The organism is Verrucosispora sp. WMMD1129, from assembly GCF_029581255.1.
Classification (GTDB): Bacteria; Actinomycetota; Actinomycetes; order Mycobacteriales; family Micromonosporaceae; genus Micromonospora; species Micromonospora sediminimaris.
Window position 1 is genome coordinate 646,219 of the sequence record NZ_CP120741.1, and the last position, 22,470, is coordinate 668,688.

The window sequence follows — 22,470 nt, forward strand, 5'->3', positions numbered from 1 at the left end:
CCTCAGGTCGGCCAGGACGGGGCCTGCCGGCCCCGCGCTGGCGGAAATCTAGCCCATCGCCGGACGGTCGGCGACCGCCGGGTCCGCGAAGTCGCGGCCGTACCTCCAGCACCCCCGGCCTGGCCCGCTACGGTCAGCACAGATGTTTGCTGCGCGACAAGTATAGGGGGGCCATGGGGGCCGGCAGCTCACCTCGCGGTCAGGCGGCTCGCCGGTCGGCAACCGGCAGTACCGCGCGTCCCCGCTGGAGATAGTCCACCGCCCGGGGAAAATCGTGCAGCACCCTGCCGTAGTGGGCCAGCGAAGCGTCCACCGTCACGGCCGGCACGCCACGACTGTCCAGGATGGTCACCAGCCACTCGACGAACTCGGTGAACAGCGAGCCGTCGTCGACGTAGAGGGCGGCGGCCAGGAAATCCAGGATGTATCCGAGGTCGCTGACCGTCGAGTCCAGTTGGGCCGGGCTGTGGTCGCGAATGGCCGGGAACCGCTGCGCCAGGTCGGCCAGCGCGCTGTCGATCAACTCACCGCGCCGGCTCACCAGGCTGGCGTACTCGTCGTCGGCCAGGTGCGCCAAATCGGCCGCCGCGACCGAACGCAGGGCCCGTTCGTCGCCGAGCAGGTCGGCGGCGGCGGGCGCGCTGCCCGCCCAGGGCACGCCGAGCCGCCGAGCCCACCGGCCGTCCACACCGAAGCCCCGACCACCGACCAGCACCGGCACGTCCGAGCGCCGGCACGCCTCGATCATCCGGTGCGCGTGCGGCAGCCGCATCGGCAACGCGGAGGCCAACGCCACCGCGTACGCGTCGTGCCGGTGCAGGTACGACACCAGGTGCGCGGCGGGGACGCTGGCCCCCAGGAAGGTGACCTGCCAGCCGCGCAGCCGCAATACCTCGGCGACCAGTCGCGCCGGCAGGGCGTGCCACTCGCCGTCCATGCAGGCCACCACGATCCGGGCGCGGGTCGGACGCACGTCGGCGTACGTGGCGACGGCCGCCACCACCCGCTCGCTGATGTGCGTCGCCGCGTGCTCCTGGGCCACACTCCACTCGTTGCGCGCCCAACGCTCCCCCACCTCGGCCTGCGCCGGAGCGACCAGATCCAGCAGCACGCGTTCGGCCGCCACGCCGGCGTCGAGCAGCCCGCGCGCCACCTCGATGGCGGCATGCTCGTCGGCCTCGGCGAGACAGTGCAGGTAGTCCGGGTAGACGGCGTCGAGCGAGGCATCCCTCGTCGCGGCGGTCACCGGGCCGTCGCCCCCTCCGGGTCCGGCCCGGCCACGCTCGGCACCGCGTGCAGATGCCGTTGGGGGCGGTTGGCGACGCCGCTGGCGCGCAGCGCGAGAACCGCGATGTCGTCGTGGTCACGCTGGGCCAACCAGTCGGAGGTCACCTGCTCGATCCGCTCGGCCAGCGCCGGTGCCGGCATCCGGTGGCACCCGGTGAGCGCCTGCACCAGACGATCGGCGCCGAGCAGTTCCTCGCCCCGCCGGCCGCCGCGCGCCTCGGTGACTCCGTCGCTGTATAGCAGGCAGGTTTCACCGGGGGCGAGCCGCGTGGAGACCTGACCGATGCGCGGATCCGGCACCACGCCGATGAGCATGCCGTTCAACGGCAACTGCTCCACCTCGCCGGAGGAACGCAGCACCAACGGCGGCAGGTGCCCGCCGCCGGCCAGCGTCAGCCCCAGGCCACCGTCGCGGTGCGGACGGACCACACCCAGCACCATGGTGGCGAACCGGCCCTGACCGTGCGCCAGGGTCGTCTCCAGCAGTGCGTCGTTGAGCAGCCGCAGCAGCCTGGCCGGTTGCTGCTCGACCCGGTGCAACGCGTGCAGGCACTGACGCAGCTGCCCGGTGAAGACCGCCGCCTCGACCCCCTTGCCGGAGACGTCGCCGAGGAAGAACACCGAGCCGCCGTCGGGCAGCCGGTGAGAACCGTAGAAGTCGCCGCCGATGCGCAGGCCGGCCTGGGCGGGACGGTACGCCGTGCCCCACTCCACGCCCGGCGCCGCAGCGGGCTCGACAGGCAGCAGGCTGGCCTGCAACATGTCGGTCACCTCCGCCTGTTCGCGGTAGAGCAGCGCGGTGGTCAAGGCCGCACCGGCCCGGGCGGCGAAGGCCCGCACCAGGTCGAGGTCGGCCTCGCCGTACCAGCCGCCCGTCCCCCGGGCGACGAGCAGTACGCCCGCAGGCGCGTCCCGGCCCGGCAACGACACCAGCCGGGCAGCCACCTCGGTGGCGGAGACACCGGGCAGCCAGCCCGCCTCGACGACCTGCTCGACCAGCCAGTCGACGGCATGCGGCTGGTTACCCCGCAGACTCTCGACGATCGCCGGCGGGAGCGCCGTCGCGGGAATCACCCCGCGATCGACGGTGGGTGTCTCGCCTCCGGCCTGACTGGCCCGCCACCAGCGGGCCCGTCCGGACCGTGGCGCCAGCACCAGCACCGCCACCTCGGCGAGGGTGGGCACGGCGAGGCGGACCACCGCTGCGGCGGCCCGGTCCGGATGCAGCGGGTTGCCCAGCTTGTCGCCGACCATCGTCAGGAATGCCGACCTGGACCGCTCGGCGGCCAGTTCCTCGGAGCGCCTCTCACGGTCGCTGACGTCCTCGACGTACCAGCAGCTTCGCCCGGCGGAGAGCGGGACTCGACGTACCCGCAGCCGCCGGCCGTGGTGAAGCAGGTATGGATCGAGCGAGGCCAACTGCTCGACGGCCGCGAGCGTCCCGCCGACGGCCACCTCGGGCAACAGACGCTGCGCGACCGGGCTGACGTGTCGTACGGTCCCGTCCGGGCCGCAGACCACCACGCCTTCACGGAGATGCTCGGCGATCTCGGGCCAGTCGACGGCGGGCTGACCCTGCACCGGCTCCAAGGCGGGCAACGCGGCGACCGACCGTGAGGTGGTCGGACGCCAGGCGGCGACCCGGGCGGCGCTCGGCGTGGAAGACCGTCCGTCGCCGGGGTCGAGGTCCCTGACGTCGGCACCTGTCACCAGCTTGAGCCTCGCTCCTTGTCGGGTCCGCAGCCGCTTCGAGCGGCATGCATGGTCACGTCCTGACACCCAGCCTACGCGGGTCTGCCGGTGCCGCCACCCGGGCGACCGTCCGCCGGGCACCGCCGGCCGCCCGAAAGGCGGGCCAGCTCAGTGGTTGTTACGATCCGATCGCCCCTACCCGCCCGCCACCCGCGGAAGGCGTGATCGTTGCTGTCCCACGGTCGCAGACCCGAGACGCCGCCGCTGAGCATGTCCGTCGACCGGTCCGATCCTGACGCCCCCGTGATCAAGGTCGTCGGTGATCTCGCCTACACCACCGCCGCGCCGCTGCGGGCCGAGATCGACCGGTCGATGAGCACCGAACCCAGAACGCTGGTGCTCGACTTCGGCGGCCTGCAGTTCATCGACAGCACCGGACTCAGCGTCATCGTGCACGCCTGGCGCGAGGGTCAGCAGCGGGCCATCCGACTGCGGCTGCGGACCGTCCCCCGGTTCCTCGAGACCATCCTCGACATGACGGGGGTGACCGGCCTGCTGGCCCGCGAACCGGTCGGCACCGAGCCGGACGATCAATCTCCGGTCACCGCGTAGCGGCTGTCGGCAAACTTCACACCCCCGCGACTTGCGCTTGGCCGGCGTACTGGGAGCATGTAGTCATGTCGGCACAGCTGTTGGTCATCGAGGTCGACCGGCACGACGCGGGGCAGGCCGAGTTGCGGCTGACCGGCGACCTCGACTTCGACAGTGCGCCGGAACTCATCGACGTCGTGGCCGCCCTGCGGCGCGACGGCTACCAACAGTTCGTCCTCGACCTCAGCGGCGTCGGGCTGTGCGACTCGTCCGGGTTGAGCGCGCTCGTGGTGGCCTATCGGGGTGGCTCCGCGCCGCTGCGGCTGACCGGCGTCAACCCCGCGCTGCGCCAACTGCTGGACCGCACCGGCCTCGCCGAGTTGCTGGAGCTTCCCCTGGCCGCCGGGGACGATGACGTGCAGGCGGCCGGCTGATCCACTCGGGCCACCGGAGGGGTGGCCCCCGACCCTGGGACCAGGGGTCGGGGGCCGGAGGATGGCTCAGGAGGCCGGGACCGGATACCGGCCCGTACGGTGGGTGGTCGGCTCCGCGTCCTCCGGCGGACCCGAATCCGGAGTTTTGAACAGATAGCGGACGAACTCCGCACCTGTCCCGTCGTCCTGCGCCCCGGGCCACTGGCCGGCGCAGTCGACGCCGATCACCTCGCGGCCGCCGCCGTCGGCCTCTTCCAACAGCGCCCACAGGCTCACCGGGTAACAGCGGGTGCGCTCAGGTGCCAGCCGCCACCGGGCGTACCAACCGGGTCGAGCGGGGACGATCTCGACTATCCGCTTCATCACGACCTTCCCTTCCGCCGTGCCTCGGAAGATCTCCGGTCCACCACGATCGTCAGCCCCGCCCGGGTGACCGGCCCTCACCCCGGCGGGATGAAGCCTCACCGGCGTCGGCGACCGGCACCCGGCCCGACCCCGGCCCGATCGTTTCGCACCGGCGACGGCCGGGAAGGCCATCGACGAAGCCAACGAACACCAGCGGAAGCGAGGTGTGCACCATGCGGAAGCAGATGGAGGGCGACAACCAGCGCCGCCGGGCACTGGCCCGCCAGGCCCGGGAACGCGGCATGCGAGCCGCCGACGCCGGCGCCAGCCTGAGCGCGTCCAAACAACTCACCCACCTCGACCAGAACAAGCGGGCCGGCCCGGCACCGGCTGGCGGCCGCAAACCGGACACCACGCGGGGCGGTCCCGCTCCCCCGCCAGCCGGTTTGCCGGAGGCCCCTCGGCCCCGGCCGGAGCCAGGTGTGCAGGCACCGGGGATCACCACCATGGGCTACCGCGACCTGGTCGAGGACGTCGTCCGTCGCGCCGGGGTCGACTTCCGCACCGCCAAGGTCGGGGTCGAGTCGACGGTGCTCGTGCTGGCCTGGGCCCTGGAGGCCGGCGAACGCCGCCGGCTGCTGGAGGCGGTGCCCGCCTCACTGCACGACGTGGTCCCGGTGGACGGCATCGAGCGGCGCCAGGACCTGAGCGGATTCCTCTCCGAGGTGGGTCGGATCAGCGGTCGAAGCCCGGAGCAGGCGCGCTACCAGGCCGAGGCGACCCTCGCCGCACTCGCCGAGCACGACGGTGACCTGATCGAGTCGCTGCACGTACCGGATGAGCTGCGACAGTTGCTGGACCAGCCGTCCGCCGGCGGCGGCGTGGTCGGTCCGGTCAGCGCGCTGCCGCCGTTGTCGGCGGCCGAGCTGCGTACGGCCCTGGGCGACCTGCCCTACTGGTCCGGTGACGGCACCGCGCTGTCCCGGACCCTGGAATTGCCGCCGGGCAACCTGGACCGGGTGTTGGACCGGCTCGACCTGCTGCGCCAGCAGACCGGCCGCGGACCACGGATCGGCCGCGCCGGCCCGACGACCGCCGTGCTGACCGTGACCTCCGGCAACGCCGGGGCGGTGACCGCGATGGACATCGACCTGGCGCACGCGGTGGATGACGCCATCGACGAGGCGGGGGCCGGAATGGCCGCCGGCTGAGCCGGAGATCAGCTGTGCGGTCGCGGGGTCCTCGCCCACGACCGCACGAGCCTCCGTGCCGACGGGCCCGTGGTCAGCGGGCCCGCGCCGGCATCTCGGGCGACGCACTCTCCAGCGGTACGGCGGTGGCGGAGATCAGTCCGAGCTGTGCCGCCGACCGCTGCAGTGCGGCGTCGAGGAACCAGTCCGCGCTCACCCTGGCCCGGTTGCCGGGCATCGCAAGCAGGTGGTAGCCCCGGGTGACCGCCTTGGCGGGCAGACCGGACAGCGGCACCTTCAACGGGTTCGCCGCGGCCTGCTTGCCGCCCAGGTCGACCACCCAACCGAGATCGTGGTGCTTGTACGGCCGGCGGCGTCCCTGCCCGTACGAGGCGGCGATGTTGTGCGCGGCCAGTTTGCCCTGCCGCTGCGCGTGCTGAGCGGTCATCGTGCAGATCTCACCGGGCCGGGTCAGGTCGGGCACCGCGGCGGCGTCGCCGCAGGCGTAGACCTCGGGGAACCCGGGGACGTTGAGGTACTCGTCGACGACCAACCGCCCCTTCTCGGTCCGCAGGCCCAGTTCCGCCACGAACGGGTCGGGACGTACGCCGACGCACCAGACCAGCGAGCAGGTGGGCACGTACTCGCCGTCGGTGAGCTTGACCCCGTCGGAGGTGGCGACCGCCACCGAGGTGCCCATCCGTACGTCGACCCCGCGCCGCCGCAGCACCTTGTCGGCGGTGACCGACATCCGCCGGTCCAACTCCGGCAGCACGCGTGGGGCGACGTCCAGCAGCAGCCACCTCGGCCGGATCTTGAGCCGGGGGTGCTGGGCGGCCAGTTCGTCGGTGAACAGGATGCCGTGCGCGGCCACCTCGGTACCGGTGTATCCGGCACCCACCACCACGAACGTGGCGCGTGCCTGCTGCTCCGCCGGGTCTTCCGCCTGCTCGGCCAGCTCGATCTGCCGGACCACGTGATCGTGCAGGTAGAGCGCCTCAGGCAGACCGCGGAAGCCGTGCGCGTACTCGGTCACGCCGGGAATGGGTAGCAGCTTGTTCACGCTGCCGACGGAGAGGACCAACCGGTCGTACGCCAGCCGATTGCGGTCGCCCTCCGGCTGGGTGAAGCCGACCCACCGGTTCTGCAGGTCGACGCTGTCGGCCTCGCCGATCACCGCCCGTACGCCGTCCAGGGTGCCGGCCAGCGGCACCGCGATCCGGCCCGGCTCTACCACCCCCGCCGCCACCTCCGGCAGCAGCGGCAGGTATAGGAAGTAATCCGTCGAGTTCAGCAGGACGATCTCGGCTCGGTCGCGGGCCAACCGGCTCAACGTCTTCGCCGCGTGGTACCCGGCGAACCCGGCCCCCACGATCACCACACGAGGCTTCGTCATTTCGGCCCGGTTCCCGTCATGCGCGCCGGCAAACGTCCCCACGACAGTCGCGAAGACCTCAGCGTGGCCGGTCGAGTGGCATCGGGAACTGGAGGAACGTGGCGCCGCGCAGGTCCAGCCAGGCGCGGTCGGGCGCGCGGACCAGCCGCACCATCACCTCGACGCAGGTGGGGCAGCGACCCACCAGGCCGGGCGCATGCGAGTAGACCCGAAGCCCCGCCACCGGACCGGGGGTGCCACAGGTGGCGCACCGGGCGGTGGCGGTGCTCAAGTCGACCGCGAACACCTCCCCCAACGGACCGTCGAGCATGTTGCCGTCCACGTAGGGCAGCGCGGTCATCCGCGGTCTCCTCTCAACCGGTCGGGCCGAAACGTTCGGTGCGTACCCGCCGCGCCGGGTGGCCCAGCCCGACGAGCAGGTCGGAGACGGTCTCCACGAAAGCGGTGGGCCCGCACACGTACACGAGGGGCTCCAACTCCGGCGGCCAGCCATGGGTGTTGACATCGGCGAGGCCGAGCCGGTGCGGCTCGCCGCGCCAGCCCTCGGGCGCCTGCCGGGTGTACACGTACGCCACGTCCAGGCCGGCGTCGTCGCGTACCCGTCGCCGCAGCTCGTCGGTGTAGAAGGCGTCCTCGGGGGTGCGGACGGAGTAGATCAGCCGGAACGGTGCCCGGCTTCCGGCCGCCCGCCGGCCACGGATCATGGCCATCAGCGGCACCACCCCCGACCCCCCGGCGACCAGCAGCACCGGTTCGGTCTGCTGTGGCCGCCAGACGAACCAGCCGCCGATCGGGCCGCGCACCTCGACCGGATCACCCTCGCGGTAGGCGTCCACCAGGAACGGCGACACCTCGCCGTCGGACACCCGCTGGATGGACACCTCGATCCGGTCACCGTCGGCGGGGGCGGCGAGCGAGTACGACCGGGCGGCCTGGTACCCGTCCGGCGCGGTGAGCCGGATGTCGACATGCTGGCCAGGCAGGTGGGCCGGCCAACCGGGTACCTCCAGCACCAGGGTCCGCGCCGTCGGCGTCTCGGTCCGGTGTGCCACCAACCGGGCCGCCCGCCAGCTCATCCGGCCGCTCAATCGCCCTGGTACCGCTGCTCACGCCACGGGTCGCCGTAGTCGTGGTAGCCGGCGGTCTCCCAGAAACCCGGGGTGTCCTCGACGGTGAGATGAATGCCCCGCACCCACTTGGCGGACTTCCAGAAGTAGAGGTGCGGCACGAGCAGCCGCGCCGGCCCGCCGTGCTCGGCCGGCAGGTCGTCTCCGTCGTAGGTGTGCACCAGCCAGGCCTGCCCGTCGCGCAGGTCCTCCAGCGGGAGGTTTGTGGTGTAGCCGCCGTAGGAGTGCGCGAGGGCGTAGTCGGCGGCGGTGTCCACGCCGTCGAGCAGCGTGTCCAGCGAGACGCCGCGCCAGGTGGTGCCGAGCTTGGACCACCGGGTGACGCAGTGGATGTCGACGGTCGGCGTCTCCTGCGGCAACGCCATCATCTCGTCCCAACTCCACCGGTACTCCGTACCGGTCTCGGAGCTGATCACGAATTCCCACTGGTCACGGGGCACCCGTGGGGTCGGGCCCGCGGAGAGCACGGGAAAGTCAGGCGTCAGGTACTGGCCGGGAGGCAGATCCGGAGCCTCGGCGCGCGGCCGACCCTGGAAGCCCGGTGTGACGATACCCACCGCTCAGTCCTACCACGGCGAGGACCGCCGGGGGCGGGTTCGACCGGCACGGAGTCGGCCACCCGTTCCCGGAGACGCTCACTTCCGCTCGGTGACGACTTCCTTGGCCCCCGGCACCACGTTCCGGGTCGCCCGCAGGCTGGTGATCGTGACCACGGTCAGCACGCCGACGATGACCAGCAGCGAGGCCACGGTGGGGATCTCCGGGACGCCCTCCCAGACACCGTGCGCCCAGTGCAGGCCGAGCTTGATGCCGATGAAGGCCAGGATGATCGCCAGGCCGTAGGTGAGGTGGACCAGCCGGCTCAGCGCCGCGTGCAGCACGAAGTACAGCGCCCGCAGGCCCAGCAGGGCGAAGGCGTTGGTGGCGAAGACGAGGTACGGGTCCTCGGTGATGCCGTACACCGCCGGCACCGAGTCGACGGCGAAGACCACGTCGGTGGCGAACACCGCAACCACCACCAGCGCGAGCGGGGTGAGCGCCCGACGCCCGTCGACCCGGACGGTCATCTTGGTGCCGTGGTACTCGTGGACCACCGGCATGAACCGGCGCAGCAGTCGCACCGAGCGCATGTTGCCGATGTCCACCGTCTGCTCGTGCCCGGTGAACGCGTCGCGGAGCAGCTTGGCGGCGGTGAACAGCAGGATCAACGCGAAGATCAGAAAGGCGAAGTCCAGGGTTTGCAGGGCCGCCGCGCCTAGGGCGATGAAGACACCACGCAAGACCAGCGCTCCGGTGATGCCGAACAGCAGCACCCGCTGGGCGAGTTCGCTGGGCACTGCGAAGGCGGCCAACAGCAGCATGAAGACGAAGAGGTTGTCGACCGACAGCGACTTCTCGACCAGGTATCCGGTGAGGTACTCGAAGCCACGCTCGGAGCCGTAGCGGTGCCAGACCCAGGCACCGAAAGCCAGCGGCAGGGCTATGTAGAAGGCGGTCCAGCCGAGTGCCTCCTTGAGCGACACCTCGTGCGGGCGCCGGGTCACCAGGAAGTCCAGCGTCAGCAGGGCGAGCACGCCAAGGATGGTGATCGCCCACAGCGAGGGCGTGCCCACCGACTGCAGACCAGCCGCGACAGACAAATCGGACATGGGGCCTCCTCGAACACCGTGTCATGTTCGAGGTCTCCTTCACCCACGTTTCGTGGGCAACCACCCGAGGCGCGCTCCGGGCGCGCCGTACTGACCGGCATGGTTCGTGGGAAGTACTCCCCTCGTGCTGACAAGGTTAGGACAGCCGAATTCCGCCCGCCAGGCGGGGCGTTGTCGGGCCCGGTGGCTTCGCTCACGGCGGGCGGCCGGCCGAACGCGAGGTGAGCGCCTATCGTGACCCGGTGACCGCAGACCTGGCGACCGGCCCACTGTCCGGCGTACGCGTGGTGGAGCTGGCCGGGATCGGCCCCGGGCCCTTCGCCGCCATGATGCTGGCCGACCTGGGGGCCGACGTGATCCGGGTCGACCGGGTCACCGAGGTGGATGCCACGGCCTTCGGCACCCCGCACCCCGATCTGCTCAACCGGGGGCGCCGCTCGATCGGGGTGGACCTGAAATCCGCCGACGGGCGCGAGGTGGTACTGGCCCTGGTCCGCGACGCGGACGCCCTCGTCGAGGGGTTCCGGCCCGGCGTCACCGAACGGCTCGGCGTCGGGCCGGCCGACTGCCACGCGGTCAACCCGGGGCTGGTCTACGGCCGGATGACCGGCTGGGGCCAGGACGGCCCGAACGCCCCGTACGCCGGGCACGACATCGACTACCTGGCGCTGACCGGTGCGTTACACGGCATCGGACGGGCCGGTGAGCCTCCGGTGCCGCCGATGAACCTGCTCGGCGACTTCGGTGGCGGCGGAATGATGCTCGCCCTGGGTGTCGTCTCCGCGCTGTACGCGGTGCGCGGGGGTGCCACCGGCCAGGTGGTCGACGCGGCCATCGTGGACGGGGTCGCGGTGCTCAGCACCCAGATCCACGCCCTGCACCAGCTCGGCATGTGGCGAAACCCGCGCGGGGTCAATCTGCTCGACGGCGGCGCGCCCTTCTACGACACGTACGAGTGCGCCGACGGGCGGTACCTCGCCGTCGGGGCGCTGGAGCCGCGCTTCTACGACGAGTTGGTGCGGCTCACCGGTTTCCCGCTGCCGCCGGACGAGCCGATCGACCGCACCGACCCGGCGAACTGGCCGGCGCTGCGGGCCGCCTGGGCGCGCCTGTTCCGCACCCGTACCCGCGACGAGTGGGCCGCGCTGCTCACCGCCTCCGACGCCTGCGCCGCGCCGGTGCTGGACTGGCGTGAAGCCCCGGAACACCCGCACCTGGCCGCCCGGAAGACGTTCGTGCTCAGCGACGGGGTCGTCCAACCGGCGCCGGCACCCCGGTTCTCCGCCACCCCGGCCGCGATCCGCCGGCCGCCGCCGTGGCCGGGCGAACACACCGACGAGATTCTCGGCGAGGCAGGCGTCGACCGGGACCAGATCAGCCGGCTGCGCGCCAGCGGGGCTGTCGGCTAGTGCGGTGTCCGCACCGACGGCCAGTCAGCCGCGCCGCAACGTGGCGCCGGGCGCCAGGGCGGGCTCAACCATGTCGCGGTAGTCGCGGGGCAACTGGACCACCAGTTCGTCGAACTCGCCACCGGTCACCGCCTCCCGAAGGGTGGTGAAGACCGCGCGGACCGCGTCCCGGGCGGCCGGCTCCCCCACCCCGGCGCGGAGCGCGACCCGGGCGACGAACTCGGCGGCGCCGAAGCGCTCCGCCGCCTCGATGTCCGGTGTCGGGCGCATCGGCAGCCTCAGCGGAGCGGGCAGCTGCACGGCCAGGTCCAGCACCTCGCCGCCGGTCAGCCGCTCGGCCAGCGTCTCCAGCGTCGCCCGAATCAGCTCCACCGCCCGCGACGATGACGTGGCGGTGCGCTGGGCGACCTGGTCGACGAACGTGTCGTAGTTCATCGCGTACCCCCTCCGGCCGGCGCTTACCCACCCGCTCGGTATGGAAACGGCGACTGCTTTTCCGTCGGCCTCGGCGCGTGAGCGGCCCCGGGTCGGGTATCCGCGCCCGGTTGTGGCCGGACCGAATGCCCGGGAGGAGCCGACATCATGGCGAGTTACGCCGACGTCCTGCAGTACCTGTCGAGCCTGGACTACCCCGCCGGGAAGGACGAGGTGGTACGCGAGGCCGAGCGGGAAGGGGCGCCGCCGGACGTGCTCCAGGCCCTGCGCGCCCTGCCTCCGGTGGATTACGCCAACGGCAACCAGGTGGCCCGTTCGGCCGGCATCGACGCGGCCCCCGAGATCACCGACGCGCAGCGTGGCGCGCAGGGACGCGACAAGCGGCACCAGCGGGTATCTCAGCACCTGCGCGGCATCTAGGCCCTGCCCGGCGCGTCTCGACTCGCCGGTAGACAGGGAGGCGCCCCGGCAACGAACCGCTGCCGGGGGCGCCCCTGCGTAACCGCCTGCCCTGGCGACGGCGCACCCGAACCGGGTCGCGGCCACCAGGCGGCCGGCAGCCACCCGAACCGGGTGGCTGCGTTTTACTGCGGTCAGCTTACCGCACGCCATCAGCCGAACGGACAGCGGGTACCGACGAAGGGCCTCATTCTGTCAGCTCGGCGTAGCGCCCCTCCAGGTCGACCCGCGCGAGCGCACCGACCAGCCAAGCGAGCCGCTCCGACTCGCGGCCGCCGGCCAGCCCGGCGAGATCCTCGGCGGAGCGGCCCAAGCCGAGTCGCCGCGCCGCCGTCAGCGCCCGCCGGTCGGCCACCGGCGCGACCTCGCCCCACAGCGCCTGCACCTCGCGCAGGAACAGGTCCGCGACCTGCTCGTCGACCCCCGGGAGGGCGGTGAGCAGGGCCCGCTCACGGGCCGGGTCGCGGTGCGCCGCCGACCGCAGCCGCCTTAGGTCGCCCCGGTACCGTTCGACGACCGTGCGGGCCAGCCGGCCCAGCAGGTCGGCCAGCGCGTCGACGTCGCCGCGCTGGCCGCTGTCGCGCAGCGCCCTGACCCGATCCGGGTGTGACGCGCCGGACAGCCGGGCGGCGCTGTCCCAGCCCGCGTCGGACAGCGCGTGCGCGCCGTCGACGGCCCGCCGGAAATCTCCCCGGCGGGCGAGCAGCATGGACAGGCAGAGCACCTGGAACAGGCTGGACGGGTTGTTTGTGACCCGGAATCCGTACTGCTCGGCGAAGCCCCGGCCGCTACCGGCGAGCCGACGCGCCAACCGCTTCCTGTCCTCGATCGTGGCAACCGTGGTGGGCATGAGCGGCTGTTACCCGCGCCCCGCACGAGTAGGCCGGGTGTCCCGGCCGCCCGGACACGAACCTCAGCTGCGATCCAACGTCAGTACGCGTACCCCTGAGTCCAGCACGGCGGCGTCCACGTGGGTGAACAAGGTGGGCTGGAAGGGACCGGCGAACATCGGGATGCCCGAGCCGATCACGGACGGGTGCTGCTTGATGATGAGCCGGTCGATCTCGGGCAGCAGGCTGTGGGCCAACGTACCGCCGCCGACCAGCCAGATGTCCAGCTCGCTGCCGTCCTGCTTGAGGCTGCGGACTCGGTCGAGGGCGTCGGTGCGGACCAGCTCGACGGCGTTGCCCGGCGTTGCCCGCAGGGTGGTGGAGAACACCAGGTGACGCAGGTGCGGATAGGCGTCGTCGAGCCCGGCGTCCAAGCCGAGCTGATAGGACGCCCGACCTTCGAGCACCGTGTCGAAGACCTTTCCCGGCCCCTCGACGCCCAACGCGGCACGGGCGGGCGCGGGCAACGTCTCCGGGAAGTTGGTCACCATGTAGTCGATCAGGTCGGCGGGGACCGGGAAGTAGCTCTGGCCGCTCGGGTCCCCGCCGTCCGGGCCGGCGATGAAGCCGTCGAGGGTGGTCGCCACGTAGTAGGTGAGTCGGCGCAAGAGGCTCTCCATCACAGGACGCTCAACTGTCGGATCGGTCCTCGGGGTTCAGGCCGGCTTGGGTCACTCGGCGCCCACGAGCCTCGCCAGGGTAGCTTCCAGCTCGGCGCGGCCGCGTTGCTGCCCCTCGGCCGCGGTGAGTTCGGCGAAGAGCAGACCGTCGACGAGCGCGAGCGCGGCCTTGGCCACATCGCGTGCTGCCACGACGCCCTGCTCGGTCAGCCGCTGCTCGATGGCACCACGCACCCGGTGCGTGCCGGCCGCCAGGACCTCGCGCAGCTCGGGCCGCCGTACGGATTCGAGCGCGAGCTCGTAGCGGGCGAGGAGCCGCTCCCGGTCGGCGCTGAGCAGCTGTTCGGCCACTCGGGCGAGGTCTGCGGCGAGCGTCCCGCCGGTTGCGGGAGCGAGGGCCGCCTCGTCCAGTTCGGCCAGCCGGTCGACGGCCGCCCGGAGCAGGTCCGCGCGGGTGCGGAAGTAGTAGGAGGTCGAGCCGAGCGGAAGCCTCGCCTCCCTGTCGACGGCTCGGTGCGTGAGTCCACGTCCACCGGCCGTGGCCAGCGTGGTGATCGCCGCGTCCGCGATCACCGTCCGGCGTTCGGTCGCCATGGGCTTCCCTCCCAGCTCTACAGGTGTAGAGTAGCACTCCTCGACACCTGTAGAGGAGGAGTCCATGCCGAACGACTACGTGGTGCACGTCCTCGTACTCGGCCTGGCCACCACCGCCGCGTTCAGCCCACCTACGCGACCACGGCCGCTGGCGCGGGCCGCCTTCCTGGCCGGGATGGTCGTGAACGAGGTGCCCCACCTGGTACTGACGCTGCTCGCGGTCTCGACCGCTGCGGCCGTCTGGAGTGGGGACCTGCGCCGCGACGTGTTGTCGGGCGTCCTGCTGGCGGGCGCGGCCGCGACCGCGGCGATGCTTGTCGCGTTGACCCGCCGAGCCGCCCGTTCGAGCTCCGTCGCTGATGACGCACTCCGAGCGGCCGGCATAGATCGCGCACCGCCGCGACGGAGCCGGTGGCGTACCGCCCTCACCCCGCTTCCGATCCGACCGCGTTCCGTGCAGCGGCTACGCAACCTGCGCTACGGCGACCACCGACGCCAGCGCCTCGACGTGCTGCGACGCCGCGACCGGCCCACGGGTGGCCCGGTGCTGGTCTACTTCCACGGCGGCGGCTACTTCTCGGGAAGCAAGAACTGGGAAGGTCGTGGCCTGCTGCATCACCTCGCCGCGCGCGGCTGGGTGTGCATGAGCGCGACGTACCGACTCCGCCCCGGGGCGGGCTTCGAGGAGCACCTTGCCGACGCGGAGGCCGCGATGGCCTGGGCGCGCGAGCACGCCGAAGAATACGGCGCGGACGCGACGACTGTGGTGATGGCGGGCAGCTCCGCGGGCGCTCATCTGACCTCTCTCTACGCGCTACGCGCGACGCCCGACGAGCGCCCTGCCGCAGCGGTCTGTCTCTACGGCTACTACGGCCGCTACTACGGCCGCAGCACCGACGAGGTGGTCACGTCGACCCCGTTCGCGCTGCCGGCATCCGACGCACCGGCATTCCTGATCGCGCACGGAAGTCTCGACAACCAAACCTCCGCCGCCACGGCGCGCGCCCTGGCGGACAAGCTGCGAGCCGAGTCGTCGCAGCCGGTGGTCCACGTCGAACTGCCCGGCGGCCAGCACGCGTTCGACTTCGTCTCCTCCTGGCGGCTGACCGCTGTCATCGACACCCTGGACGCTCTTCTGGCTGACATCGGCGTGGGAGCGAAACGTCGCCTGGAGGCGTCATGAAGGTGCTGATCGCCGGCGGGGGTGTCGCCGGCCTGACACTCGCGGCGCTGCTGCGTCCCCGTGGCCACCAGATCACCGTGGTCGACCCCGGCCACGGCAGCGACGACGGCTTCGCGCTCGCCCTGTGGCCACACGGAACCCGGGTGCTGCACGCGGTCGGCGTCCACGACCGGCTGGTCGAGCGCGGCCTTCCGATGCGGCGCTACACGGCGCGGTCGGGGTCCGGTGCCCTGCTCACCACCTCCGGGCCACCTGCCGGCATCGCCCGCCACGGATATCTGGGCACCGTGCCGCGCAGCGACCTCGTTGAGATGCTGGCCACGGCCTGCGACCACGTCGAGCACCGGACAGGTCGCATCGTGGCTCTGCAGCAGCACCACGCCGGCGTCGATGCTCGTCTCGACGACGGAACCACCTTCGAGGCCGACCTCTTGGTGGGTGCCGACGGCATTGGTTCCGCGGTGCGCACCGCGCTCCTCGGACCCCAGCCCCGGCATGACACGGGATGGACCTGCGCCACGTGGTGGACCGAGGCGGCGGACCACCCGGGCGACGCCGGTGAGACGCTGGAATTCTGGGGAGCCGGCAGCTTCGTCGGGTGCTACCCGTGCCAGGGCCGGGTGTGCCTGATCGTCGGCGGTCCCTCGGATACCGTCCGTGGTCCGCAGGCCAGGGCATGGCTGCGCCGGACCCTCACCGGAGCGGGCCTGCCCGCCGACCGTCTGCTGCCCGGCTCGGACGACGAGCGTTGGCTGTGGCCCATGACCGACGTGCGCTCCACCCGATGGGTACGCGACCGGGTGGCGCTGGTGGGGGACGCCGCCGCCGCCTTTCTGCCGACCGCCGGAATGGGCGCCTCGATGGCACTGGAATCGGCAGCGGCGCTGGCCGATGAGCTCAGCCGCTGCGACGCCGGCCACGTGCCCTTCGCGCTCCGCCGCTACGAGCGGCGGCGAAAGGGGCGTGTCGAGCGGGCGCAGCGGCAGTCACGCCACTTCGCCCGGGCGCTCTTCACCTCGTCGAGCACGGTCGCCCGCCTCCGCAACGGGATCGTCGCCCGGATGTCCGTCGACCGGCTGCTCGACCCCTTGGTGCGCGACTTGGAGCACCCCGCCTGACTGGACACGGCACTAGCCGTGGAAGCCGCCGGAACGGTCGCGGGCCTTGAGCCGGACAGTGGGCAGCGCCGGTGCCGGCAGCGGCGGGTCGGGGTCGTCGGCCACCACCCCGAAACGCCGCCCGGCCATCCAGTCCTCCCGGGCGGCGACGATCTCGTCGTGGTCACGGCCGACGAAGTTCCACCACATCACCAGCGGCTCCTCGAACGGTGTGCCACCGAGCAGCATGAGCCGGCTACCCGGCTCACCACGCAGGCGCAGCACGTCCCGCCCGGCCCCGAGCCAGAGCAGCGCCCCGGGCACCAGCGGTTGGCCGTCGACCTCGCCGGCACCGTCGAGGGCCAGCAGCGCGTACTCGAAGTCACGCCGCAGCGGCAGCCCGGCCACCGCCGATCCGGCCAGTTCCAGTTGCGCGCCGAGCAGCGGGGTGTGCACCCGGGCCGGCGAGCGTTCTCCGGCGAGTTCCCCGACCAGCAGGGTGACGTCGAGATCCCCGTCGCGCCACCGGGGCAGCTCGGCGTGGTGGGCGAAGTCGGCCCCGCCGGCTCGGGCCTCGTCCGGCAACGCCACCCACAACTGCACCCCGTGCATCAGGGGCGGGTGCTCCGCCGGTGAGCGTTCGGAGTGGGCGATGCCGTGACCCGAGGTCATCACGTTGAGTTGGCCGGGACGGATCGGCTGCTGGTTACCGAGGCTGTCGCGGTGCAGGATCTCGCCGTCGAGCAGCCAGGTCACCGTCTGCAGACCGGTGTGCGGGTGCGGCGGCACCTCCATGCCGGGCCGTTGGGCCACGTCGTCGGGGCCGAAGTGGTCGACGAAGCACCACGCCCCGACCAGTCGACGGGTGCGCTGCGGCAGCAGCCGGCGCACCGTGGTGTAGCGCCCCAGCGGCACATCGTGGCCGGGCAGCAGCACGCTGCCTGGATCGACCGTCGCCACCCCGGGCGGACGGGTCTCGGCAGGCATCGCTTCGGCACGCTCCACGGTCCGACTCTACGCCGGCCCCGGCCGGCCGCCCGGCGGTCGGCGAGCGGCTGCCCCGCACGGGCTCAGCCGCCGCGTACGGTCACCACGTTGGCACCGGCCACCAGGTCCAGGAAAATCCGTTCGGGGGCCCGGTCCCAGCCCTGCGAGCCGAGCACCGTACCCGGGGCGAGGCCGTCGCGGCGCTCGCCGTACAGCTCGACGGCACCGGCGCCGGAGCCAGTCCGGACGCGCACCGGCACGCCGTCGGTGACCGTGACGTCGAACTGGTTGACCCCACCGGTGACCCGCACCACGAGCAGCCCGTCGACGTGGGGCAGCCGAAGGTCGGTCCGGGTCGCGCCACCCACCAGTTCCAGTCCGGACAGCCGGGCGGCGCTGAGGTCCATCCGTCGCTCGGCGGTCCCACCGGTGAGCCGCAGATCCCAGGACACCCGGGCGTTCAGCAGCACCTCGACCATGCCCGGCTGCTCGCCGGTCCGCTCCATCCGCAGCGACACCCGATCGCCTACCAGTTCCGGACGTGCCCGCGAGCCGGACGCGGCGGGGCTGACCACGCGGTACAGCTCCTCCCCCAACTCGGTGACCCGCAGATCCACCCGGTCCAGCCCGTCGACCAACTCGAAGCTGGCCCGCCGTCGATCGTGCAGCGGCGCGGTCCGTACCTCCTCGGGGCTCTCCCGCGCCGCCCGGGCGGCACCGCCCAGTCCGCTGGCGTCGTCCGGCGCGGCGGTCGCGCTGGCCACCGAGTCCGTTCCGCCGGAGAAGACCCGGCCGAGCCGGTGCGGGTCGGAGAGGATCACCACGACGGCAACCGCTCCCAGGCCCAGCACCAGCACCGCGGCGGCGACCAGCAGCCGGGCGGCCGGCGACCAGACCTGCCGATCCGGTGGTGTGCCTCCGACCTCGGTGGGCGTCGCCGGGAACACCTCGATCTCGATCGATGGTGCCGGGGCTGGCCCGGATTGTGTCTGATCCTGTCCGCCCTGCACCGATCCGGCCATCGGTCTCCCCTTTCACGGTCCCCTACCGAGGGGTACGCGCCAGGAGGCGGGTCGGATCAGTCGACCGCGTGTCGCACCGGCACCTGAGCTGGTCCGGGACCGTCGGTGAACCGGACGGCGGTGACGAACCGTATCGAAGGACGGTCGGCGCGAGGCCGCCGAGGTCCGGCAACGGCGCCGGGCCTGAACCGGAAGGGACGTGTCGGTGATGCCGGAGACGGTCGAGTCGGTGTTCGCCAGTGTGGTCGCCCGCAACCCGGGTGAGCCCGAGTTCCACCAGGCCGTACGGGAGGTGTTGGAGAGCATCGGGCCGGCGCTGGCCCGGCACCCGGAGTACGCGCGGGCCCGGATCATCGAGCGGATCTGCGAACCGGAACGGCAGATCATCTTCCGGGTGCCCTGGGAGGACGACGCAGGTCGGATCCGGGTGAACCGGGGCTTCCGGGTCGAGTTCAACAGCGCGCTCGGCCCGTTCAAGGGTGGGCTGCGCTTCCATCCCACGGTCTACCTGGGCATCGTCAAGTTCCTCGGCTTCGAGCAGATCTTCAAGAACGCGCTGACCGGGCTGCCGATCGGCGCCGGCAAGGGCGGCGCGGACTTCGATCCCAAGGGGTGCTCGGACCGCGAGGTGATGCGCTTCTGCCAGAGCTTCATGACCGAGTTGCACCGGCACATCGGGGCGCAGACGGACGTGCCGGCCGGTGACATCGGGGTGGGCAGCCGGGAGATCGGCTACCTGTTCGGCCAGTACAAGCGGATCACCAACCGGTACGAGTCGGGTGTGCTGACCGGCAAGGGCCTGTCGTACGGCGGCGCGCAGGCGCGTACCGAGGCCACCGGTTACGGCGCGGTGTTCTTCGCCGAGGAGATGCTGCGGCAGACCGGGGATGGTCTGGACGGCAAGCGGGTGGTGGTCTCCGGTTCCGGCAACGTGGCCATCCACGCCATCGAGAAGGTCCACCAGCTCGGCGGGACGGTGGTCGCCTGCTCCGACTCCACCGGCTACCTGCTCGACGAGAAGGGCGTCGACCTCGACGTGTTGCGGGAGCTGAAAGAGCGGCGGCGCGGCCGGTTGGCGGACTACGTGCTGGACGTGCCGCACGCGGTAAGCGTCGCCGGCCGTACCCCCTGGGAGGTGCCGTGCGACCTGGCCCTGCCGTGCGCGACCCAGAACGAGATCGGCGGCGCGGAGGCCGCCCAGTTGGTCGCCGGTGGCTGCGCGGTGGTGGTGGAGGGGGCGAACATGCCGACCACCCCCGAGGCGGTGCGCATCCTCGGTCGGGCCGGCGTGCGCTTCGCTCCCGGTAAGGCGGCCAACGCCGGTGGCGTGGCGGTCAGCGCCCTGGAGATGCAGCAGAACGCCAGCCGGGAGACGTGGACCTTCGCGAAGTCGGAGCAGCGGTTACGAGAGACGATGCGGGACATCCACGCCCGGTGCTGGGCGACGGCGGAGGAGTACGGCCTGCCGGGCGACTACGTGGCCGGGGCGAACATCAACGGGTTCCGCCGGGTCGCCGAGGCGATGCTGGCGCACGGCGTGGTCTAGGGCGGGCAGACAGGTACCGGTGCCCGTCGGAGGGAGCGGCGGGCACCGGTACCTTCGTTCTCCGGGCCCTGCCCGGAATCGTGGATCAGTTCGCGCCACCCGCACCGAAGCGGTTGCGCCGCCGCCAGGCCAGCGTGCCGAGCAGCAGGACGGCACCGGCGGCGACGAGCCCGCCGCCGACCTTCATCGGCGTGTCCAGGCTGCTGCCGGTGACCGGCAGGTGCGGCTTCTTCTTCGGCAGCACCCGCAACTGGGTCGAGGCGGAACGGCCGGACTCCCGACCGGTCGCGGTGAAGGTGAGCAGGCCGGTCACCGACGGCGTGTACCGCCGGGTGAAGACCCCTTCGGAGTTGGTCCGGGCGGTGAAGCTCAGCGGCGCGCTGGCCTGGAAGGCCACCGGCGCCATGGCGACCGTGCTGCCGTCGCTGCGCCGTGCCGTACCAGCGGCCGGTGCGGCCAGCGGCGACACCGAGACGACGATGTCGACCGTCTCGTTCGGCCCGAAGTTGCGGCCGGTCAGGATGACCGTCTCACCGAGGAAGATGGTGGGTCGGTTCACCGTCAGCGACGCCAGCACCGGCGGATACGGCGGTGGCTGGGGCGGATCGGTGACTGTTGGCGACGGCTGCGGCTGCGGTTGCGCCGCCCCCGCCGCAGCCGGCACGGCCACCACGGCCAGACCGACCGTGAGCGCCATGATGATGCGGGATAGCCGCATGGTTCGTTCCCTCCTACTGAGAACAGCTTGGTGCGGTAACAACATGGGTGGTCCATGGGGTGGCGGTCGGGGTCAGCCACAGCTCGGCCGCTCCGCTCTCCGTCTTGCCGGTCAACAGGGAGACCTGCAACGTGCGAGTCCCGCCCGGGCCGATCTCGACGTTCACGGTGGCGACCTGCCGCCGCCGCTCGGTGCCGTTGCCCACCGAGGTCTCGGCACCGTCGACCCGGGTGTCGAGCACCGCCCCGCCGGCCGGGCCGTACACCGACACCAGCGTCCGGACGGTGTACGGATCCCCGGCCCGGCCGAGGCCGAGGACCGACTCGCTGAGCCCCGAAGCCGGTGCGGTGGACCGGAGCGTCACCCGGAGGTTCAGCTCACGGCGACCGTCGGCGTGGCAGTCGCCGACCGTCAGGTCGGCGGTCTGCCGGAGGTAGTAGCCGAGCTTCGCGCCGCTGCCGTCGTTGAGGAACACGCCGACCGTCGGCACGGTGTCCTGTTCCGGAAGCGTCCCGGCCATCCGGCTGTCGCCGAATGTCCGCTGTTCCTCCGGTCGGGCACTCCAGAACAGTATCCGACGTTCTTGTATAGAGCGGTTGAATGCGGATAACAACCCATTCGGGTGGACGTTCCGGGCGAATAGCGTGTCGAAGACGGTGGCCGCCGCGCCCGCGAAAAAGCCGTCCTGTTCTCTCGGACTCATCCGCTGGTAGGTGTCACTGAGCAGGGTCCGAACCACGTTCTCGGCGCTCAAAGCCACGCCACCCGGCACCCGCACCGGCCCGGTGGCCTTCAGCAGGTACGACAGCACCACCGGATCGACGGCCAGGACGCCGTCCACCGTCTCGCCGCTGTGCCGGCGGTACATCTCCCGGTACAACGCCGCCGCGGTCGGGAAGTGCGGGCTGAGGTTCACATCCGCCGGATAGATGCCGGGCAGCTCTCCCCAGAGGGCGCGCACCTCCGCCGGGATCTTCAGCGGCTGGGTGAACCGGCCGAGGCTTGAACTGCTGCCCTGGCCGCCCATCGTGACCCGGCCCTTGTTGGCCTCGATGACCGCGTACGCGCCGAACATGCCGCCGGTCGCGCGCAGCTCAGCGGGGTTCTGCGACACCAGCAGATACCGTCGCGGCCCGTCCACGCCCAGCAACGGCGGCAACAGTCGGCTCGCCCGGTCCGCCGCCGAGGTCATCGCGGCCAACTGGTCGATCTCGCCACGCAGCTCCGTGAGGGCGCGTCGGACCTGCGCGACCAGCCGGTCACCGGAGACCTCGGCCAACTCAGCGCGGGTCCGCTGCACCGTGGCGTGCACCGCGACCAGATCGTCGGTGACCGTACGCAGCCCGGTCAGGTCCAGCCGACCTTCCTGGGGGATCAGTCCACCGAGGTCGACCCGGAGCAGCGCCGGGAACGCCTGGCGGGCCAGGTCGTCGATGGCGATGGCGATCTGCCGAACCGCGGTGAGGTTCGCCCCGGCCACCGGGGCCTGTCGGCCGAGCCACCATCCGGGGTCCCCGGTGGCCCGCCGCGCCGCGCCGGCCTGCTCCTGCAAGGCGGCGAGGGTCCGCTGGGCGCGTGCGGTGTCGCCACCGACCAGATGGGCACTCAGTTCACCGGCCAGGCCGGCGGCGTTTACCAGATGGGCGCGCGCCTGCCAGCCACGGAAACCGACCCACCCGGTGAGACCCAGCACCAACGAGGCGACCACCAACGTGGTCAGCAGGATGCGACGCAGTCGGGCGCGCCGACGGCGGCGGGATCGGCTACGCCGCCGTCGAGGGCTCTCGCTCTCCGACACA

Annotated in this window: 24 protein-coding genes; 8 read left to right on the forward strand and 16 right to left on the reverse strand. The window is 72.1% G+C overall.

Going from position 1 to position 22,470, the window contains the following annotated elements; genetic code table 11:
* Nucleotides 1-199: 199 nt before the first annotated feature.
* Both O7624_RS02980 and O7624_RS02985 read right to left on the reverse strand, forming a co-directional pair.
* Nucleotides 200-1,246, reverse strand: a complete 1,047-nt coding sequence (locus tag O7624_RS02980) for a cobalamin-dependent protein (RefSeq protein ID WP_282238811.1) — start codon at nt 1,244-1,246, stop codon at nt 200-202.
* The gene (locus O7624_RS02985; RefSeq protein WP_282238812.1) at nt 1,243-2,997 is read right to left on the reverse strand and encodes a PP2C family protein-serine/threonine phosphatase; all 1,755 of its coding nucleotides are present in this window, start codon (nt 2,995-2,997) and stop codon (nt 1,243-1,245) included. The genes O7624_RS02980 and O7624_RS02985 overlap by 4 nt, the downstream gene beginning before the upstream one ends.
* 252 nt (nt 2,998-3,249) lie before the next feature.
* On the opposite strand from O7624_RS02985, the gene O7624_RS02990 reads away from it, so the two are divergent.
* Nucleotides 3,250-3,591, forward strand: a complete 342-nt coding sequence (locus tag O7624_RS02990; protein ID WP_348774984.1) for an STAS domain-containing protein — start codon at nt 3,250-3,252, stop codon at nt 3,589-3,591.
* Between the two features lie 65 nt (nt 3,592-3,656).
* On the forward strand, nt 3,657-4,004 hold the full coding sequence (locus tag O7624_RS02995; protein WP_282238814.1) for an STAS domain-containing protein: 348 nt from the start codon (nt 3,657-3,659) through the stop codon (nt 4,002-4,004).
* Between the two features lie 66 nt (nt 4,005-4,070).
* On the opposite strand, the gene O7624_RS03000 is transcribed toward O7624_RS02995, so the two are convergent.
* A complete protein-coding gene (locus tag O7624_RS03000; RefSeq protein WP_282238815.1) occupies nt 4,071-4,367 on the reverse strand; it encodes a hypothetical protein in 297 nt (98 codons plus the stop codon).
* A 215-nt stretch (nt 4,368-4,582) separates the two neighbouring features.
* Between O7624_RS03000 and O7624_RS03005 the strand changes: the two genes are divergently transcribed.
* Nucleotides 4,583-5,560 carry a DUF2267 domain-containing protein gene (locus tag O7624_RS03005; RefSeq protein ID WP_282238816.1) on the forward strand — a complete coding sequence of 326 codons (978 nt, stop codon included), beginning with the start codon at nt 4,583-4,585 and terminating at the stop codon, nt 5,558-5,560.
* Between the two features lie 73 nt (nt 5,561-5,633).
* Here the strand turns inward: O7624_RS03005 and O7624_RS03010 are convergent, their stop codons facing one another.
* The 5 genes from O7624_RS03010 to O7624_RS03030 form a co-directional block, all read right to left on the reverse strand.
* On the reverse strand, nt 5,634-6,935 hold the full coding sequence (locus O7624_RS03010; RefSeq protein ID WP_282238817.1) for an NAD(P)/FAD-dependent oxidoreductase: 1,302 nt from the start codon (nt 6,933-6,935) through the stop codon (nt 5,634-5,636).
* A gap of 58 nt (nt 6,936-6,993) precedes the next feature.
* On the reverse strand, nt 6,994-7,275 hold the full coding sequence (locus O7624_RS03015; RefSeq protein WP_282238818.1) for a DUF6510 family protein: 282 nt from the start codon (nt 7,273-7,275) through the stop codon (nt 6,994-6,996).
* A gap of 13 nt (nt 7,276-7,288) precedes the next feature.
* Complete coding sequence (locus O7624_RS03020) at nt 7,289-8,011, reverse strand: ferredoxin reductase (RefSeq protein WP_282238819.1); 723 nt, start codon at nt 8,009-8,011, stop codon at nt 7,289-7,291.
* A gap of 8 nt (nt 8,012-8,019) precedes the next feature.
* Nucleotides 8,020-8,619: a sulfite oxidase-like oxidoreductase gene (locus O7624_RS03025; protein ID WP_093402722.1), complete on the reverse strand. Its 600-nt coding sequence runs from the start codon at nt 8,617-8,619 to the stop codon at nt 8,020-8,022.
* Nucleotides 8,620-8,697: 78 nt separating this feature from the next.
* Complete coding sequence (locus O7624_RS03030; protein ID WP_282238820.1) at nt 8,698-9,711, reverse strand: TerC family protein; 1,014 nt, start codon at nt 9,709-9,711, stop codon at nt 8,698-8,700.
* 242 nt (nt 9,712-9,953) lie between these two features.
* Between O7624_RS03030 and O7624_RS03035 the strand changes: the two genes are divergently transcribed.
* Entirely contained in the window at nt 9,954-11,120 is a 1,167-nt protein-coding gene (locus tag O7624_RS03035) for a CaiB/BaiF CoA-transferase family protein (RefSeq protein ID WP_282238821.1), read from the forward strand.
* Between the two features lie 24 nt (nt 11,121-11,144).
* Here O7624_RS03035 and O7624_RS03040 read toward each other — a convergent pair whose 3' ends face one another.
* Nucleotides 11,145-11,555: a DUF2267 domain-containing protein gene (locus O7624_RS03040; RefSeq protein ID WP_093402720.1), complete on the reverse strand. Its 411-nt coding sequence runs from the start codon at nt 11,553-11,555 to the stop codon at nt 11,145-11,147.
* A gap of 147 nt (nt 11,556-11,702) precedes the next feature.
* Here O7624_RS03040 and O7624_RS03045 point away from each other — a divergent pair, with 147 nt between their 5' ends.
* Entirely contained in the window at nt 11,703-11,975 is a 273-nt protein-coding gene (locus O7624_RS03045; protein WP_093402719.1) for a DUF2795 domain-containing protein, read from the forward strand.
* A 226-nt stretch (nt 11,976-12,201) separates the two neighbouring features.
* Here O7624_RS03045 and O7624_RS03050 read toward each other — a convergent pair whose 3' ends face one another.
* From O7624_RS03050 to O7624_RS03060, 3 genes are all read right to left on the reverse strand, one after another.
* Entirely contained in the window at nt 12,202-12,864 is a 663-nt protein-coding gene (locus tag O7624_RS03050; RefSeq protein ID WP_093402718.1) for a hypothetical protein, read from the reverse strand.
* A 63-nt stretch (nt 12,865-12,927) separates the two neighbouring features.
* Nucleotides 12,928-13,524, reverse strand: coding sequence for a dihydrofolate reductase (locus O7624_RS03055; RefSeq protein ID WP_282238822.1), 597 nt, complete (start codon nt 13,522-13,524; stop codon nt 12,928-12,930).
* A 51-nt stretch (nt 13,525-13,575) separates the two neighbouring features.
* Nucleotides 13,576-14,118, reverse strand: a complete 543-nt coding sequence (locus O7624_RS03060) for a hypothetical protein (RefSeq protein WP_093402717.1) — start codon at nt 14,116-14,118, stop codon at nt 13,576-13,578.
* Nucleotides 14,119-14,182: 64 nt separating this feature from the next.
* Between O7624_RS03060 and O7624_RS03065 the strand changes: the two genes are divergently transcribed.
* Nucleotides 14,183-15,301 carry an alpha/beta hydrolase gene (locus O7624_RS03065; RefSeq protein ID WP_282238823.1) on the forward strand — a complete coding sequence of 373 codons (1,119 nt, stop codon included), beginning with the start codon at nt 14,183-14,185 and terminating at the stop codon, nt 15,299-15,301.
* Nucleotides 15,298-16,419: an NAD(P)/FAD-dependent oxidoreductase gene (locus O7624_RS03070; RefSeq protein WP_282238824.1), complete on the forward strand. Its 1,122-nt coding sequence runs from the start codon at nt 15,298-15,300 to the stop codon at nt 16,417-16,419. Before O7624_RS03065 ends, O7624_RS03070 begins: the two co-directional genes overlap by 4 nt.
* Before the next feature lie 12 nt (nt 16,420-16,431).
* Here the strand turns inward: O7624_RS03070 and O7624_RS03075 are convergent, their stop codons facing one another.
* Nucleotides 16,432-17,403: a pirin family protein gene (locus O7624_RS03075; RefSeq protein WP_282238825.1), complete on the reverse strand. Its 972-nt coding sequence runs from the start codon at nt 17,401-17,403 to the stop codon at nt 16,432-16,434.
* A 65-nt stretch (nt 17,404-17,468) separates the two neighbouring features.
* A complete protein-coding gene (locus O7624_RS03080) occupies nt 17,469-18,407 on the reverse strand; it encodes a hypothetical protein (RefSeq protein ID WP_282238826.1) in 939 nt (312 codons plus the stop codon).
* A gap of 208 nt (nt 18,408-18,615) precedes the next feature.
* On the opposite strand from O7624_RS03080, the gene gdhA reads away from it, so the two are divergent.
* Complete coding sequence (gene gdhA / locus O7624_RS03085) at nt 18,616-19,953, forward strand: NADP-specific glutamate dehydrogenase (protein ID WP_282238827.1); 1,338 nt, start codon at nt 18,616-18,618, stop codon at nt 19,951-19,953.
* A gap of 85 nt (nt 19,954-20,038) precedes the next feature.
* Here the strand turns inward: gdhA and O7624_RS03090 are convergent, their stop codons facing one another.
* Nucleotides 20,039-20,671: a hypothetical protein gene (locus O7624_RS03090; protein WP_282238828.1), complete on the reverse strand. Its 633-nt coding sequence runs from the start codon at nt 20,669-20,671 to the stop codon at nt 20,039-20,041.
* Nucleotides 20,672-20,684: 13 nt separating this feature from the next.
* Complete coding sequence (locus O7624_RS03095) at nt 20,685-22,469, reverse strand: DUF4012 domain-containing protein (RefSeq protein WP_282238829.1); 1,785 nt, start codon at nt 22,467-22,469, stop codon at nt 20,685-20,687.
* Between the last annotated feature and the right edge of the window lies 1 nt (nt 22,470).